Origin of the sequence: Leifsonia xyli subsp. xyli str. CTCB07 (assembly GCF_000007665.1) — a bacterium.
Lineage (GTDB): Bacteria > Actinomycetota > Actinomycetes > Actinomycetales > Microbacteriaceae > Leifsonia > Leifsonia xyli_C.
In genome coordinates this window covers 1,433,437-1,447,984 of record NC_006087.1, presented here as the reverse complement: position 1 = coordinate 1,447,984, position 14,548 = coordinate 1,433,437, and the positions used below count along the sequence as shown (strand labels likewise).

The 14,548-nt window shown below is 62.5% G+C and carries 12 protein-coding genes and 6 pseudogenes; 2 read left to right on the top strand and 16 right to left on the bottom strand.

Annotation, left to right across the window (positions count from 1 at the left end; all coding sequences use genetic code 11):
- Positions 1-59: 59 nt before the first annotated feature.
- The 11 genes and pseudogenes from LXX_RS06910 to LXX_RS06880 form a co-directional block, all read right to left on the bottom strand.
- The gene (locus LXX_RS06910; RefSeq protein WP_223227609.1) at positions 60-1,367 is read right to left on the bottom strand and encodes a glycosyltransferase family protein; all 1,308 of its coding nucleotides are present in this window, start codon (positions 1,365-1,367) and stop codon (positions 60-62) included.
- A 38-nt stretch (positions 1,368-1,405) separates the two neighbouring features.
- Positions 1,406-1,954 (bottom strand): exosortase R, encoded by a 549-nt coding sequence (gene xrtR / locus LXX_RS06905; protein ID WP_011186209.1) that lies wholly within the window; start codon positions 1,952-1,954, stop codon positions 1,406-1,408.
- A 31-nt stretch (positions 1,955-1,985) separates the two neighbouring features.
- A complete protein-coding gene (locus LXX_RS15590; protein ID WP_176714756.1) occupies positions 1,986-2,150 on the bottom strand; it encodes a hypothetical protein in 165 nt (54 codons plus the stop codon).
- An 11-nt stretch (positions 2,151-2,161) separates the two neighbouring features.
- Positions 2,162-2,431, bottom strand: a complete 270-nt coding sequence (locus LXX_RS16730) for an Ig-like domain-containing protein (protein ID WP_370558443.1) — start codon at positions 2,429-2,431, stop codon at positions 2,162-2,164.
- 8 nt (positions 2,432-2,439) lie between these two features.
- A pseudogene (locus LXX_RS15585) lies at positions 2,440-2,826 on the bottom strand (hypothetical protein); the annotation flags it as partial.
- Between the two features lie 12 nt (positions 2,827-2,838).
- A pseudogene (locus tag LXX_RS16725) lies at positions 2,839-2,982 on the bottom strand (hypothetical protein); the annotation flags it as partial.
- A 12-nt stretch (positions 2,983-2,994) separates the two neighbouring features.
- Positions 2,995-3,837 (bottom strand): RCC1 domain-containing protein, encoded by an 843-nt coding sequence (locus LXX_RS15575; protein WP_050737877.1) that lies wholly within the window; start codon positions 3,835-3,837, stop codon positions 2,995-2,997.
- Between the two features lie 267 nt (positions 3,838-4,104).
- Positions 4,105-4,842, bottom strand: coding sequence for a hypothetical protein (locus tag LXX_RS06895; protein ID WP_041767555.1), 738 nt, complete (start codon positions 4,840-4,842; stop codon positions 4,105-4,107).
- Between the two features lie 184 nt (positions 4,843-5,026).
- Positions 5,027-5,692: a CPBP family intramembrane glutamic endopeptidase gene (locus LXX_RS13605; RefSeq protein WP_176714755.1), complete on the bottom strand. Its 666-nt coding sequence runs from the start codon at positions 5,690-5,692 to the stop codon at positions 5,027-5,029.
- A gap of 292 nt (positions 5,693-5,984) precedes the next feature.
- On the bottom strand, positions 5,985-6,341 hold the full coding sequence (locus LXX_RS06885) for a ribbon-helix-helix protein, CopG family (protein WP_011186206.1): 357 nt from the start codon (positions 6,339-6,341) through the stop codon (positions 5,985-5,987).
- Positions 6,334-6,522, bottom strand: coding sequence for a hypothetical protein (locus LXX_RS06880; protein ID WP_011186205.1), 189 nt, complete (start codon positions 6,520-6,522; stop codon positions 6,334-6,336). The genes LXX_RS06885 and LXX_RS06880 overlap by 8 nt, the downstream gene beginning before the upstream one ends.
- 585 nt (positions 6,523-7,107) lie before the next feature.
- Between LXX_RS06880 and LXX_RS06875 the strand changes: the two are divergent.
- Positions 7,108-7,539, top strand: a pseudogene (locus tag LXX_RS06875) (transposase); the annotation flags it as partial.
- A 110-nt stretch (positions 7,540-7,649) separates the two neighbouring features.
- On the opposite strand, the pseudogene istB reads toward LXX_RS06875, so the two are convergent.
- The 4 genes and pseudogenes from istB to LXX_RS06855 form a co-directional block, all read right to left on the bottom strand.
- A pseudogene (gene istB / locus LXX_RS06870) lies at positions 7,650-8,477 on the bottom strand (IS21-like element helper ATPase IstB).
- Positions 8,474-9,729 (bottom strand): annotated as a pseudogene (gene istA / locus LXX_RS06865) (IS21 family transposase). Before istA ends, istB begins: the two co-directional pseudogenes overlap by 4 nt.
- 429 nt (positions 9,730-10,158) lie before the next feature.
- Positions 10,159-11,349: an ATP-binding protein gene (locus LXX_RS06860; protein ID WP_011186199.1), complete on the bottom strand. Its 1,191-nt coding sequence runs from the start codon at positions 11,347-11,349 to the stop codon at positions 10,159-10,161.
- Between the two features lie 921 nt (positions 11,350-12,270).
- Entirely contained in the window at positions 12,271-13,158 is an 888-nt protein-coding gene (locus LXX_RS06855) for an SMP-30/gluconolactonase/LRE family protein (RefSeq protein ID WP_141692793.1), read from the bottom strand.
- 303 nt (positions 13,159-13,461) lie between these two features.
- Here LXX_RS06855 and LXX_RS16720 point away from each other — a divergent pair, with 303 nt between their 5' ends.
- Entirely contained in the window at positions 13,462-13,572 is a 111-nt protein-coding gene (locus tag LXX_RS16720; protein ID WP_370558442.1) for a helix-turn-helix domain-containing protein, read from the top strand.
- A gap of 91 nt (positions 13,573-13,663) precedes the next feature.
- Here LXX_RS16720 and LXX_RS16715 read toward each other — a convergent pair.
- Positions 13,664-14,120: pseudogene (locus tag LXX_RS16715) on the bottom strand (transposase); the annotation flags it as partial.
- Between the last annotated feature and the right edge of the window lie 428 nt (positions 14,121-14,548).

The window sequence follows — 14,548 nt, the reverse complement described above, 5'->3', positions numbered from 1 at the left end:
CGCGGGTGTACGGATGGTGGGGGTAGCCACCGGGTAGGGCGGCGGCCACCCCCGTCTGGTCAGCGTGCGGGCGCGAGCGGTGTCGGGGGTGTGTCGTCGTTTTCGACGGTGCGTTTTGTCTTGTCCCAACCTGTTCGGCCGCGGAGGATGCGCCAGAGAGCACCCCATGCGCAGATAAACGAGAGGTAGTTCATCACTAAGAACGCGTGCCCGAGGACCAGGCACAGCCAGAACGAGGTACGCCGGTCGCGGCGGAAGTAGACGACAGTGGTCATGATCGCCGGGGCGAAAGTGAGCAGGTACCAGAGTGTCACGCCGACGACGAGGGCGACGGGGCCGGTGACGAAAGAGAAGATGCTGCCGGCGCGGATAATGAACAGATACAGGGTGAAGTGGAACAGGATCGACCAGGGCAGGTCGATCAGCCATGGGACGAGCAGGTAGGCGGTGAGCTCGAGAGCGCGCGCGTTGCTGAAGTTGTGGTTGCGCCAGATGTCGGGCAGCCGTTTGCCGGCGGTCATGTGGCCCTGGTACCAGCGTCGACGTTGGACAATCAGCCGGCGCAGGCTTTCTAAGCCTTGTTGGTCGACGGAGGCATCGGGAGTGGTGGTGAGTTTCCAGCCGTCGCTGAGGAGGGTGATCGCCAGGTCGAGGTCTTCGGTGAGGGAGTCTGACCAGGGCTGGTTCTTCAACGCTAGCAGGGCGGAGAGCCGAGTGAACTGGCCGTTTCCGCCGAGGGAGACGGTGCCGGTCTTCGCCCGGCCGAACTGGGTGACGGCCGACATAGCCCAGAACTGAAAGTCTTGGAACCAAGTGAGGAAGTTCGTCGCCCGGTTCCGGATTCGCACCGCGAGTTGGACACCGGCGACCTGGGGGTCTTCGAAGAGAGGGAGGATGTGGCTGAACGCCCCGTTGGAGAGACGCCCGTCGGCGTCCATGACGAGGATGAGTACACGTTCGGGGTTCTCACCGCGCTCGGTGACGAGCTTTTTGATCAGTTCGTACGCCTGGTTGAGGGCCACACCCTTGCCTTGGCGGGCGTTGGGCAGCTCACGGCGGAGCACGATCACCTTCTCTCCGCCCTCTTCACGGGCGATCTGCGCGGTGGTGTCCTCGGAGCCGTCGTCGATCACGATGGTGGTGGTAGTGCGTGTGTTGCCAACGAGGGTGGCGACGGTTCGGCCGATGACGGCTTCTTCGTTCAGGCAGGGGATCATCACGTACACGTCGAAGGTATTCGGTGAGTCCTCGAACGGGTCCGCGTACGCGGTGTTCCCTTGGACGGCGAGCGAGGTCCCGGACTTTTTCAGTTCGTGCATGCCGGCGAACATGGCGGCCAGGTAGTACACCAGCGACAGACAGATCACCAAGGTGGTAATAGAGCTGAGGATCGCGAAGAATGTACTCACAGCGCGGCTCGCCGTCCTCGACGATGTCGGCGGATGACCATAACGAAGAAGAGGAAGAGGATGGACGCCAGCCCGGAGACCATCAGGAAGCTGCCGCCGAGGCTATGCCACCACTGGAACGCGTCGGCACCCCAGTGCGAGAGCACGTAGGCCAGGCCGAGGAGGCGGATCTGGTTGAGCATGGCTAGCAGGATGACGGAGATCGCCGCGGCCACCAGAGTGCGGATCGTGCCGAACCGGGACATTATCAGGAACACGGCAGCCAGCATCAGGATGGGGCCAGCGTAGAGGGCAATCGAGCATTCCGAGGTGATCACCATCCCATACCATCGCCCGGCAACCTGGTAGATGGTGCTCGGGTTGCCGCCGGTAGCGGCGAGGAACGTATCCCCGGCGAAGGTGTGGGCGATCAACCAAGTGGTGACGGCCGCTTCCAACGTGCGGATGGTGTGTTCGTTGAGCATCACCAGCGCACCGATGGTGCCGATTCCGGCAGCGAGCAGCATCTTGGCGATGCATACGAGGACGGCGAGCAGCCGCGACATCAGATCTCCCTACAGATTCGAGGTACGCGGGTTACGCGTCGGCGCGGCTACGTCGCATCGAGGCGGTGCGCAGGGCAAACAGACCTGCAATAACCAGTCCGGCACACACGGCGGTGGTGGCGAAAGTGTCCAGGCCGGTGCGGGCGAGGGTACCGGCGACGACTCCGCCGCCGAGGGGTCCTCCGAAGCTGTACATGATAGTACTCCTTATCCTTGAACCGGCCAGAGAAAGTCAGGACCGTTCAGTGGTGATGCTGCACTGGCGGTGAAGGCAGCCGAGGCGGGGCTTTGGCCGAGTTCTTTAGTCTCTTGAAGGAATGCGTGGATCGGGTATGTTCCCGCTTTTGTAGACGTGAGTTGCACAGCACAGGTCCCATTCGCTGTTGTCGTGCAGGACGACGCGGAAAGGCTCGCGTCAGACGGGCTCTGGAAGGTGACAAGAGCCCCTGACGTGGTCTGCCCCGCCGCGACCTTCACGGTAGCCGTCAGCGTGTACGCGTCCGTTCCGTTCTGGGAAGCGGGTGGCGGTGACCGGCACCCGCCGTGCGGCGCCGGTGGATGACCAGCATCGTCACGGCGGCTCCCAGGCCGAGCGTAATCAGGCCGAGTGCGACACCAGGGTTGATCACGGGCACGTCGAACATATCGGTGTTTGACCCTTGCACTTGCACGGGGGTGGTGGAGGCGGTGGTGGTGCCGTTGCCGAGCTCACCGTCGTTGTTATGTCCCCAGGCCCAGACGGTGCCGTCGGAAGCGAGTGCCAGGCTGTGGTAGCCGCCGGCGGCGATAGCGGTGATGGTTCTCCCGCCAAGCCCTTGCGCTTGCACGGGGGTGGTGGAGGCGGTGGTGGTGCCGTTGCCGAGCTCACCGTCGTTGTTATGTCCTCAGGCCCAGACGGTGCCGTCGGAAGCGAGTGCCAGGCTGTGGTAGCCGCCGGCGGCGATAGCGGTGATGGTTCTCCCGCCAAGCCCTTGCGCTTGCACGGGGGTGGTGGAGGCGGTGGTGGTGCCGTTGCCGAGCTCACCGTCGTTGTTATGTCCTCAGGCCCAGACGGTGCCGTCGGAAGCGAGTGCCAGGCTGTGGTAGCCGCCGGCGGCGATAGCGGTGATGGTTCTCCCGCCAAGCCCTTGCGCTTGCACGGGGGTGGTGGAGGCGGTGGTGGTGCCGTTGCCGAGCTCACCGTCGTTGTTATGTCCCCAGGCCCAGACGGTGCCGTCGGAAGCGAGTGCCAGGCTGTGGTAGCCGCCGGCGGCGATAGCGGTGATGGTTCTCCCGCCAAGCCCTTGCGCTTGCACGGGGGTGGTGGAGGCGGTGGTGGTGCCGTTGCCGAGCTCACCGTCGTTGTTATGTCCCCAGGCCCAGACGGTGCCGTCGGAAGCGAGTGCCAGGCTGTGGTAGCCGCCGGCGGCGATAGCGGTGATGGTTCTCCCGCCAAGCCCTTGCGCTTGCACGGGGGTGGTGGAGGCGGTGGTGGTGCCGTTGCCGAGCTCACCGTCGTTGTTATGTCCCCAGGCCCAGACGGTGCCGTCGGAAGCGAGTGCCAGGCTGTGGTAGCCGCCGGCGGCGATAGCGGTGATGGTTCTCCCGCCAAGCCCTTGCGCTTGCACGGGGGTGGTGGAGGCGGTGGTGGTGCCGTTGCCGAGCTCACCGTCGTTGTTATGTCCCCAGGCCCAGACGGTGCCGTCGGAAGCGAGTGCCAGGCTGTGGTAGCCGCCGGCGGCGATAGCGGTGATGGTCCGTGTGAGGTTAAGTGCGACGCAGGTTCCACCGTGGGTGGTGCCCGTGGCGGGGAGAGGGGTAGGGGTGGTGCAGAAGGTGCTGATGTTCCAGGTGTCACCAGTGTTGTGGGTGGTGGCGGCCCAGGAGACCGCTACGGGCGACACGGTGGCAACGAGGGCGCAAAGACTACCTAGCACCCATGTGAAGATTCTCTTCCACAACCACCACCGTCGGGGAAAAGTGCCTGCGCGCTCTGACGGCATGCCGATAACAGCGTTGAGCGAACAGACATCATTCCCGAACATCAGCAACTCGGCTTATCGCAGAAGTAAGAATTTGTACCAATCGAGACTTCAACAACTTTCCTCCAGAAGGGGCCCAGGCATAACCGCTAGCTCAAGCAACCACGTCACAACATACTAATACTGATTTTATGAAAAACAAACTAATAATACTGACTTTATGAAAAACAAACGGGACTGCTGCCCGGATAGGGGGTCTGTCCCAAGGAGTCGAGAAGGCTTGTGGCAGCGTAAGAGAGCTGAGAGTGAAGGAATGACTCGGGCTCTTCTACCAGCCAGATCGAACTCCGGGATCTGTGCCGGGTTGTCATTGCTGTCTTTGAGAACCACCTTGTCGATAATGGTCTTCTGCCAGCTCGTCTGCTTGCTGTAGGTGATCTCGACTGCGCTTTTCCCTCGGCCTCTGACCACGCCCGCGTTCAAACCGCTGTGCCCGGAGCGCGTGTCGATGGTGCCCTGCGCAACCGGCCGGTCGGGGATGAACACCGGCGACCAGTGATCCCACAGGTCGACGGAGATCGACAATTTTGCGGCGGACAGCCCGTTCGGACTCACCGGCGCATCGCTCCAGGACTGCACGGGAACCGAGTCGTACTCGCCCCGGGCGAAAGCGACCGATGACGCGCTCCCGTCGACGTCGGTGACCTTCACTGTGCCGTACAGATCCGCCCCACTCGACCCGTCGACATAAAGCACCTCGATCTGCCGGACGACGATGAGTGGCTTCAGCACCACAGAAGCCGTCGCTGCCTCGGGCGTGGCACTCGTGGCGACCGAGGCGTGCGCCGGAGGAAACACCATCGCCAGGATCGCGAGGGAGCTGGCGAGCAAGCAGTGTCCGATGGCGACACGGACTACTGCGAACATTGTCTTCCTCACTATTTTTGGTTAGAACGAGATGTTCTTTCCTATGGTATCCACCGGAGGTTCAGTCGGTGGGTTCGTGGTGTACTCACTCGCCGTTGGCGCCTGCTGTTGCGCACCCGCTGACTTCTTCCATCGTCTCGCCGTCGCACTCCACTGGTTTCAAAACCACGAATGTGGATACACCCTAGGCGGTGACAGCGCCTAGGAGGTGAGTAAGAAGCACAGTGATCGGGCCGCCGAGCAGGAAGTTGTTCATCCCGTGCATAAGGAGCACATGCCAGATGTTCCGTGTCCACAGGTAGGCAAGGTTCATCACTAGGCCGGCGCCGGCGAACGTGAGAGTCAAAAGCCACTGACCACCGAAGTTGTTGATGTGGACTGCTCCGAACACCAGAGCGTTCACAACGGTGAGGCCGGCGGCGAGGGCAAACCGGTTCCATACCGGGAATTTCAAGAGCAGGGTGTGTCTGAACGTGAAGTCTTCGATCAGAGCCGTGACGACCGGGTTCAATGACGCGAACAGCAGGACCGCGAACGTCAGCGAAATTCCCTCACTCGGGTCGTTGGTGGCTGCACTATCGCCTACTAGAGGACGGAGCAGAGCACCAAGGACCGTCACGACGACCTTAAACACCACCATCCCAAGTATCACAATGCCGATACTTCGCCAAGGAGCCCTCCAGAACGCACACCAATGCCGAGCAAGCAGCTCCCGGTTAGCGATCACCAAGACCGTAAACAGGACGATTCGTAGCGATGTATCCGAGATCGCCGCCACGGACGTGTCAGCAGTACCTAGGGTCACCAGCCAGCTACCTATGAAAATCCCTGGAACTGCGAGTAACGCCACCCAGTCTCGACCATGCCAATCGAATCTTGTCGGCAAGGGCTCAGCCCGGACTTTGCTCAGGAAACTCCGATCATCATGGCTTCGGCTCTTTACAGAGAGGTTATTTGTACCCATGAAGCCAAATATGACTTATTTACTGTTCGCCTGGCAACAGATCAGTCTGACCCTGACCAAATGTAGGCGCCGCGGCCATCCAACCCGGTCAGAGTTGCTGTTCCGTGATGCGCGTGGGAGCCGCCGCAGGTAGTTCGGTTCAGTAGCGGCATCGGCCCGGACCACCTACGTCGCCAGCTCAGCTGACGAGCTTGCGCTCGAGCAGATACTCGTGGATCGCCTCCCGCACGATTGCGGACTGCTTCTTCCCGCTACGCTTGACGAACTCATCCAGCGCCTCGAAGTCCGTCTGCGGGATCGCACCGCGCACCACTGGAGACGGGCCCTGCGGGTCGTGGCTCACCCGCGGGCGACCCGGCCGCCGCATTGCCGCCTCAATCCCCTCCTCGGACCCGTACTCCCGCAACAGGAACTCCCGGCCGAACCGGGCAGCGTCCTCGCCGGTATGCACTTCACGGGGTGGACCCAGCGGCACATCCGGGTCCGTCAGTCGCGCCGCGAGGGCATCGTAGTCGATCTCGTCCTTCTCAGCCATTGGGGTGCTCCTCTCGATATCGCCCGAACTGGGCGCCCAGCTCCATCACATGGAAGATCTCAGCCTGCTCACCCGTGTCCGGATACTCATGCACCAGGATCTCCACCTCACGTTCGGTCTGCGCGTGCGGGCACCCGATGAACAACACGATCCGCCCACGCGCCGGCTCCTCCGGCAGCACCGAGTAGTTCGGGTGAACATCACGTACACCTAATCCTCGCGCGGGACGCCGTGTTTGAACGCAGAGTCCCACCATACCGGTGCCATAAGCCAAGGCTACCATAAAAAGCCTATTAATTATAGCGGTTTAATTTATCTTATAATCTACCTTATGTCAGGTTGATAACCGGGTGGATCCGCGGAAACTGCGATTCCGGCCTCGCGGTTACTCTCCCCAACCGGCTACATGAGCGTGGACTTAGGGCCGGTCGCTGGCGGTGGCGGGGTGTATGGCCACACAGGCCGCGGCTGGAGCAGAAGAGTCACCGACCCTCAGCAGTCTCACCGCACCGAACCAGACAACCAGATAGAGTAAGGCTTTGCCCTATGCGGTAGAACCAGCACAAAATTAAACCCTGAGAGCCGAGGCTGGTGCTTAGGGTTCTGGGAGTCATCCACTACCCGTCCAAATCCGTGAATTAGCCCGGGGATGATTTGGCACCGTTAGAGTCTTGAGGCCGAGCGGTCCGAACGTGCGACGTGCGGATAGGTGAAGTGTTGAGGCGATGACTTCAGTCAGATGCCACCAACTCGTGCAGCAGTCCCATGCGCGATCAAAGACGTGTGGTCGAACAAGATCGTTGGCTACTCCATCGACACCCGCATGAACTCGTCTCTGGCTCGGGCAGCGATGCGGAACGCGATCGCGCTGCGCTCACCGGACGGCACGATCTGCCACTCCGACAGGGGCGGCCAGTTCCGCGCGAAACGCACCCAGAACCTGCTCACGAACAACGGCCGGGTCAGGTCCATGGGGCGGTCCTATGGGGCCGGGGACAACGCGAGCATGGAGAGCCTTTTCAGCCTGCTTCAGAAGAACGTGCTCGACACCCGACGCTGGGATAGCCGCGAGAACCTCCGCCTCGCGATCGTCACCTGGATCGAGACCAAGTACAACCGCAGGCGTCGGCAACGCGGCCTCGGCAAACTCACCCCCGTCGAGTTTGAGATGATCTACAAGGACGCAGAAGCGGCCTGATCACCCCAAACCCCGCCGTGAAGCATAGCTGCGATACGTTCGGCCGGGTGTGTCAATGCCGAGTGAATTTTCACCCTCTGGTGCTGTTTGAATCTTGACCCCCTTGGGGGTCAGTTTTGCTCGGCGCGGTCTTTGGTGATGAGGTCGCGGCGCCCGTGTGTGCGGTAGGAGTCTCCGCTGAGGGTGAGGACTTCTGAATGGTGAACGAGCCGGTCAATATCGCGGCTGCGACGACGTCATCGCCGAAGGTTTTGCCCCAGCGCCCGAACGGGAGGTTGCTGGTGACCATGATCGATCCCTGCCCGTAACGGGAGGCGACGAGCTGGAAGAACAGGTTCGCGGAGTCGGTGTCGAAGGGGATGTAGCCGATCTCGTCGATGATGATGAGCTTGTAGCGGCGGATCTTCTTCAGTTCCGCTTCGAGCTGTCCCTGGTGGTGAGCGAGAGCAAGGTGGGCGATCCAGTTGTTCGCTGTGTCGAACAGGACCGAGTAGCCGGCGTGCGCGGCCTTGACTCCCAGCCCGATCGCAAGGTGGGTCTTCCCGATCCCGGGAGGTCCGAGCAGGATGACGTTCTCCTGCTTCGCGACGAAGGTCGAGGTGGCCAGGTGGGCTAGCAGGTCTTTGCGGAGGCTGGGGAGGTGGTCGAGGTTGAAGTCCTCATCCGAAAGAGTTCCGAGACGCTTCTCCGTCAGTGTTTTGAGCGCGGGAAAGTGGGCGGTGCGGATTCGCATGGTCGTGCCCGCTGATTCCCGGTCCGCGAGCTGGCGTTCCAGGACCGCGGCGAGGTATTCCTCGTGGGACCAGTTCTCATCCCTGGCGAGGGTGGCGAGGTCTTCCCAGACCCGTCCGATCGATCGTCGGGGTTTTCAGCGCCCGGGTGAGGTAGGCGACCTTGGAGCTGATCTGCTCGCCGGTCTTGGTTGCGGTGGGGGTCATCGTGCTTCTTCCGTGTTGGTGATAGATGTGGGGTCGAAATCGACGCCGAAGAGGGCGTCGTAGTCGGTGAGGGCGCGAATCGCGACGGGGTGCCCGTCCTGATGCCGGCGCGGTGTCTGCGTTCGTTGCGAGTAGAACGTTGCGCGCAGCTGCCCTGCAGTGTGCTTGTGGTCCGGATCGGTGATCACCTGGTGGCGGCCCAGCAGCGTTCGTGCCGGCCGATCACGGTCCCGTTGCTGGCGATCGTGACCGCTTCCCCGGTAGCGACGAGGTCGGTGTTCTTGCCGATGTGGCGAGGATCGGCGGAGTAATCGTTGCCGTCGACGTGGACGTGATAGTCCCGGGCCAGGCGGATCCGGTTCCGCAGGCCCGTCTGCGGCGCCAGGCGCGGCAACGGCAGCATTCCTTGCCTGTCGGTGTCGAGCAGATCGATCGGGCGTGTCCCGGTCGAGCGGACGCGGCGCGTGTTGGCCCGGATCAGCCAGCCGGTCAGCTGCTCGTTGAAGTCCGCCGGTGACGCGAACTGCCGCCCGGGAAGGAACGAGGTCTCCAAGTAGCCGTTGGCGCGTTCGACCATGCCCTTGAACTCCGGATCCCTCGCCGGTGCCAGCAGGATCCTCGTCGCGAGGGTGCCGGCGAACGCCGCCGCCGGGGTCGTGAGTTTGCCCGTCCCGCCGATCGCTGCCTCCCGATCCCAGACCAACGTCTTCGGAACCCGGCCGACCTGTTCGATCAACAACCACATCCCCGCCAGAACGTCCCCGGCCTGCCGCGACGGAATCATCGTCGCCAGGATCGTCCGCGAGAAGCCGAGCGTCATCACCAGCACCGGCAGCACGCGTTCCTGCCCTGGCGCGACGAACACCGGTGTCTCCGGGAACCACAGATCACACTGCGCGATCTCGCCCGGCTGATACGAGGTCCTCTGCACCGGATCGACACCCTGATACTCCGGTCGCAACGCAGAGACCCTGGCGCGGAAGATCGACGCCGAGTGCTGCCACCCGACCCGTTCCGCGATCACCGTCGACGGCATCCTCGGGAACTGGGCCAACAGAGCCCGAATCTGCGGTTCAAACGGATCAACCAACGACCCCGCCGGCGGCCGCTGATACTCCGGCGGCCTGTCTGATCGCAACGCCGCCCGCACCGTGTTCCGCGAGATCCCCAGACGCCGGACTATCTCCTTGATCGGCAAACCCTCGGCTGCATACAACCGACGAATCTCCGCCCAATCTTCCACCGCGATCACCCTCCCAAGAGTGCCGAAAGGGTCAAGATTCAGACGGCACCAGAGGGTGATTATTCACTCGGCAGCGACAATGAGATCCCGGCGGGTGCCGTACGGGATCAGCTGCACACCAAATGCCAGCTCGTGGGCGACAAGCGCCGGCATGTACAGATCGGCGGCGTTCACGTTCTGGGATTCACTGGTTGGTCTTCAACTGTGCGCGGCGGTAGTCGGCTAGAGCGGATTGTGCGGTGTCGGGAAGGGGCTGGGTCTCGGGCCAGTCAGCTGCCACGAGGCCGACCCTGTGGGCGACGCGGACATCGTGGGCGAGAATCTCCCAGCTGGGCGCGCCGATGTGGGGAGCGCACCGATGCGCTCTGGGGGCATCGTCTTCGCCGGAGGCGGGTTGGTTCGTTGTCGGCCGCGGCCGCTGACCTCCCCAATGCCGATTCAGACTTCCGGTTGGCGCCGGATGTAGTCGTCCATGTCAGGAACGGTGAAGGCGACGTAGCCGCGCTCAGGGGCGAAGATGTGGCCGGCCGCGATCAGGTCGCGCCGGGCCACCGACAGATCCGAGGAGCGTCGACGCCCCAGCCGCACCACCAGATCCGCGATCGACGACGGCCTGCCCTCGTCCACGACCATCGCCGCCATGAACTCGCGTTGCGCCGGCGTCGAGCGCTCCCATCGGGACCGGTACAGCCCCTCGTCGACTTCCCGCTGCGCTTTCGCGATGCCGTCCGTTGCCGCCTTGAGCGGGATCCTCGCGCCCGACCGCCCTTCCCAGGAGTAGTGCCCGGCGACCTGGACGAAGTATGGGTATCCGGCCGCGTGCTCGACGACAGCGTCGAGCGCATCATCATTCCAGTACACGCCCTGTGCCCGCGCCGGCACCGTGAACGCGTCCCGGGTGTCCTGCTCGTCCAGCAGCCCGATGAATCGGTAGTCGTAGAGACGCTCTGCGTAGCTGGTCGCATCGGCGAGCACTGCCGGCAGCGACGGCAGGCCGGCGCCGACGAATACCACCGGAACCGGGAACGGATCCTGGCCGAGCTCGTGTAAGGCCACGTTGAGCGTACGCAGGTCCTCGAGCGGCGCATCCTGCAGCTCGTCGATCGCCAGGAGCAAAGCGATCCCGTTCTCCCTCGCGGCCGTCCCGATCGCGGTGAGAACATCCACCAGGTCGGCCGGCAACTCACCCGTGTCGGCGACGCCTCGCTCCGGTTCGATGTTGAACCCGAAGGTCGCGTTGCCCTGGGGATCGAAGCGTAGCTGGAAGCTGGTGAACACCCGCATGGCCCGCTGCACGAAGTCCTGTCCGCGCTCGGTGAGGGTGCGCATGTCTCGAAGTGGTCGGTAGAGCGCCTGAGCGATGGCCTTGCCCAAACTGCGGTCGGGGGTTGCTTCGATCTTGACGATCAACCAGCGCTGTTCGCGTGCACGGAGGACGAACTCGTTGAGCAGCGAAGTCTTCCCCACTCCACGTAGCCCGAAGAGCACCTGAGGCCGCGGGCCCTCTCCAGTCCCGGTCGCCTGAACCAGTGTGGTGTCGAACTGAGCGAGGAGATTTTCTCGGCCGGCAAGTAGCGGAGGGACGCGGCCGGCACCGGGCCGGTATGGGTCGTATGTAGCGTCGCTCATGGCTGTCCTTCCGTCTATGCAAGACTAACTGTTTATAACACAATTCTTTTATACGGCTTTAGACCCTATTAGCCCCGGCGGTGCGTGCGTGGTGGAGTACACGCTCGGACCGCCACATCGAACGGTGCCTCTCGCTGTACGGATGCCGTACGCCTCGGGGCGGCGGCGGATTCTCTCTGGGATTGGCTGCTAGGCTGCGCCGGCGAACTCTCCCTACGCGCGACCACCCACTGGGGCGGCCCCTCTCGCCCGTGATTCACAAGCGTACTGCCTCGTGTTCACGAGCCCTGGAACCCCTTTTTGGTCGAATCAAGGGGTTCCCCGACCATCCCAGGAAAAGCCCCACCCGATGGTCAATTGCGGGCGTCAGTTACTGGAACCCCTAGGAATTCCAGTTCCGGCGGCTTGCTGAAATATTTGTCAAGGGATTGCCCGAAACGGCGACTTCCGACCTCCTTGTGTGCGCGTGGAAGACTCAACGGATCGCAACACCTCACCTGAGACACACCGGGTTCAAATCAATCGGAATCTGGTTCGGGCCTTGTGTAGATTTCCAGCAGCAGAGGCGATCACGGCACCAAAACAGCGGATCGAACCCGCGTCATCCCCCGCCGTGGTCGCGGGCACCCCTAGGCTCTCATCGCCGCCGGGGCCGTCTGGGTCCTGCAACAGCTCGCCGGGGCCGCAGCATCCGCGACCGCAGTCGCTCTTGTTCATCGCCGGCGAAGGGCTCCTCGCCAGTGGAACCCCACTCTTCCTCGGCCGCCTCGCGGTTGATCTCGCTGTTTGGCAAACGGCCACGCACAACGCTCAGCTACTCGCTACAGAGACGTCATGGTGCAACGCCCCCTAGAATCCGTCGTGCTGACGGCGCGGTGGACGCGGTCGGAGAGGTGAGCGGCTGAAGCGCCTGCTACTTCATCAGAAAGGCACGGCGACGTTGTAGATGTAGCGTCCCGTTTGAATCGTCTCGGACGAGCCATCCAGCTTCCATCGGGTGATCCGATTGCCATCGGCGACATAGACATCGGATTCGCTGTTCACCGCAACGGACCCGGCTCCCCCTCGATAGGAGATGGTGGTCGGTGTGAGATCCTTCCCGTCGAGCGACATTGTGTAGACGGCGGGCTTGGGGTCCCCAGGCTTCGGGTTCTTAGTTCCATCGTCGAGTATGACGATCCGACCCCTCGCAGGATCGGCCGCCAGACTCGTCGGACGCGGCAGGTCCGCTCGGAGGACGGTCACGTTTCCGGTTGAATCTATGCGTACGACCTCTCCCGTGGTCGAACGCGTGGCGAGAATGCCCCCGTCATGATCCCGGGCAAGAGAGGTGACTTTGCCGATCGAGGGGACAACCACGGTGAGGTCACCGGCATCACTCAGGCGAAAGAGGCTCCATGCGCCACCTCCGCGCTGTGAGGAGTCGACAAAGTAGATATTCCCAGCGTCGTCTACTGTCAGAGCGCGCGGCGATTCACGATTCGACAGGAGGGTTCGATACTTGCCTCGATCGGAACCATCAGCCGCGACCTCGATGATCCGCCCTTTGCCGGCTTTCCCCCAGGTGGCAGCGACAACGGTGCCACGGTTTGGTGCAAAGGCGAGTTGCGAGACCTCCTGCCACAGATTGCTTGTCAGCGAGACGGGTTCGGCTCCAGGGTCCACCCTCATGATGTGGCTGTTCTCAACCGAGAACACGACACCTTCCGGCAGGGGTTCAGCGTTCGCGGCCGATGAGACCGAGAACGTCAGGGCTATCGCGATAAAGAAAGCGACGATGAATCTCAGTGAGATTTGCACTCGTAACACAGTTCACATCCTTGGAATGTACGTCTCCCACCCCGATTACCCGGGAGGTCCCGGAGATCTTTCGACAGAGCAAATTCGACCCGCCCTGCGGCAAGATCATATCAGGATGGCCACGCTACTCGAATCCCCCTTCCGGGCCGAGGCTTAGGCGCGCTATTGCACACCAGTGTCCGCGCGGTAGGCCCCTAAGCCGTCGTGACCGCCTTGCGGGCGCTCTGATTCCAAACCGCGTTCTCTATCGTTTCACCCTTAAGCAGGCAGAAACCCAAACTCGGGCCACGCCAGGTCAAACTCGCGAGGCAGATGTACGAAGAAATCGGCACCGACGGCAAACGCGCTCACACTGTCCAGCAGATCGCAGAAGAGTTTGGCGTCACCCGCCCAACCATCTACCGACACCTCACCTGCAACTGACCCGACCCCTACATGTCGGTCTGAGACAGCTCTAAGAGTACCGGGCCAACGTGAACGTGAGTCGCATCCTGCGATCTCCACCGTGGCGAGGGACAGTACGATCACGGGATAGAGCCGCATCCAACGGGCGTGAGGACCACTCGGCGAGCTCGCCGGCGACTTTCTCCGTGATTCGGCTAATGGTGTCTTTGGACACTTTCGCTCCGTAGACCTCGTCGAAGTGCGTCGCGATCTCTCCGGATCGTTAAACCTCTCGCGCTGAGGGAGAGAACGATCTGGTCGATCCCGTCCAGCCGCGTTTGGGGACGATGACCGGCTCGAACGACCTGTCACGATCCCTAGGACCTCGATCTGCACGGGACCGATCTCGGTGAACACAGTCTTCGACCTGGTCCTATTCCGCATATTCTCACCCAGCGGGGCTCCGCCATGCTCGTGGCCGAGGTGCTCGCCCAGCTCGGCGTTCAGCGCCGCCTCGAGGACGTTCTTCGTGAGCTGGTTCTCAGCAGTCCTCCCGGTCCGACCAGGCTCACGCCCTGCTCCTTCGCCTGCACGAGCAACCGCTCGGCGAGGGCCTTCTGATCGATGATCTCTCCCATCACAAGATCGATCATCTGGTCGTTCAACAGTTCGGTCGTGTCAGTCACGGCCATCTCCTTTCGAATCAAGCCAAACCCGCACACACCGTTAATCAGACAGTCCCACGGTGAGCGAGCACGCTGCAGGTCAACGTTTCTTGTTGAACGGCGGGGTGATGGCCCGGCAGGTGATGGGGCCTCCGCCCAGCGCTGATCGACTGTCGATGACTCTCTCGTTGTCGAGGAGGATTCGGCACGAGATCTGTGTACAGGGGGCACGGACGCTTTGATCTCAGCCGGTTGCCCGGCCGTCACCTGTGATTCGACCCTCCATTTAGCTTTTCTCGGAGCTCCGATGGTGTTCACGGTTGCCACATCACCCTTCGACACTGACGTGG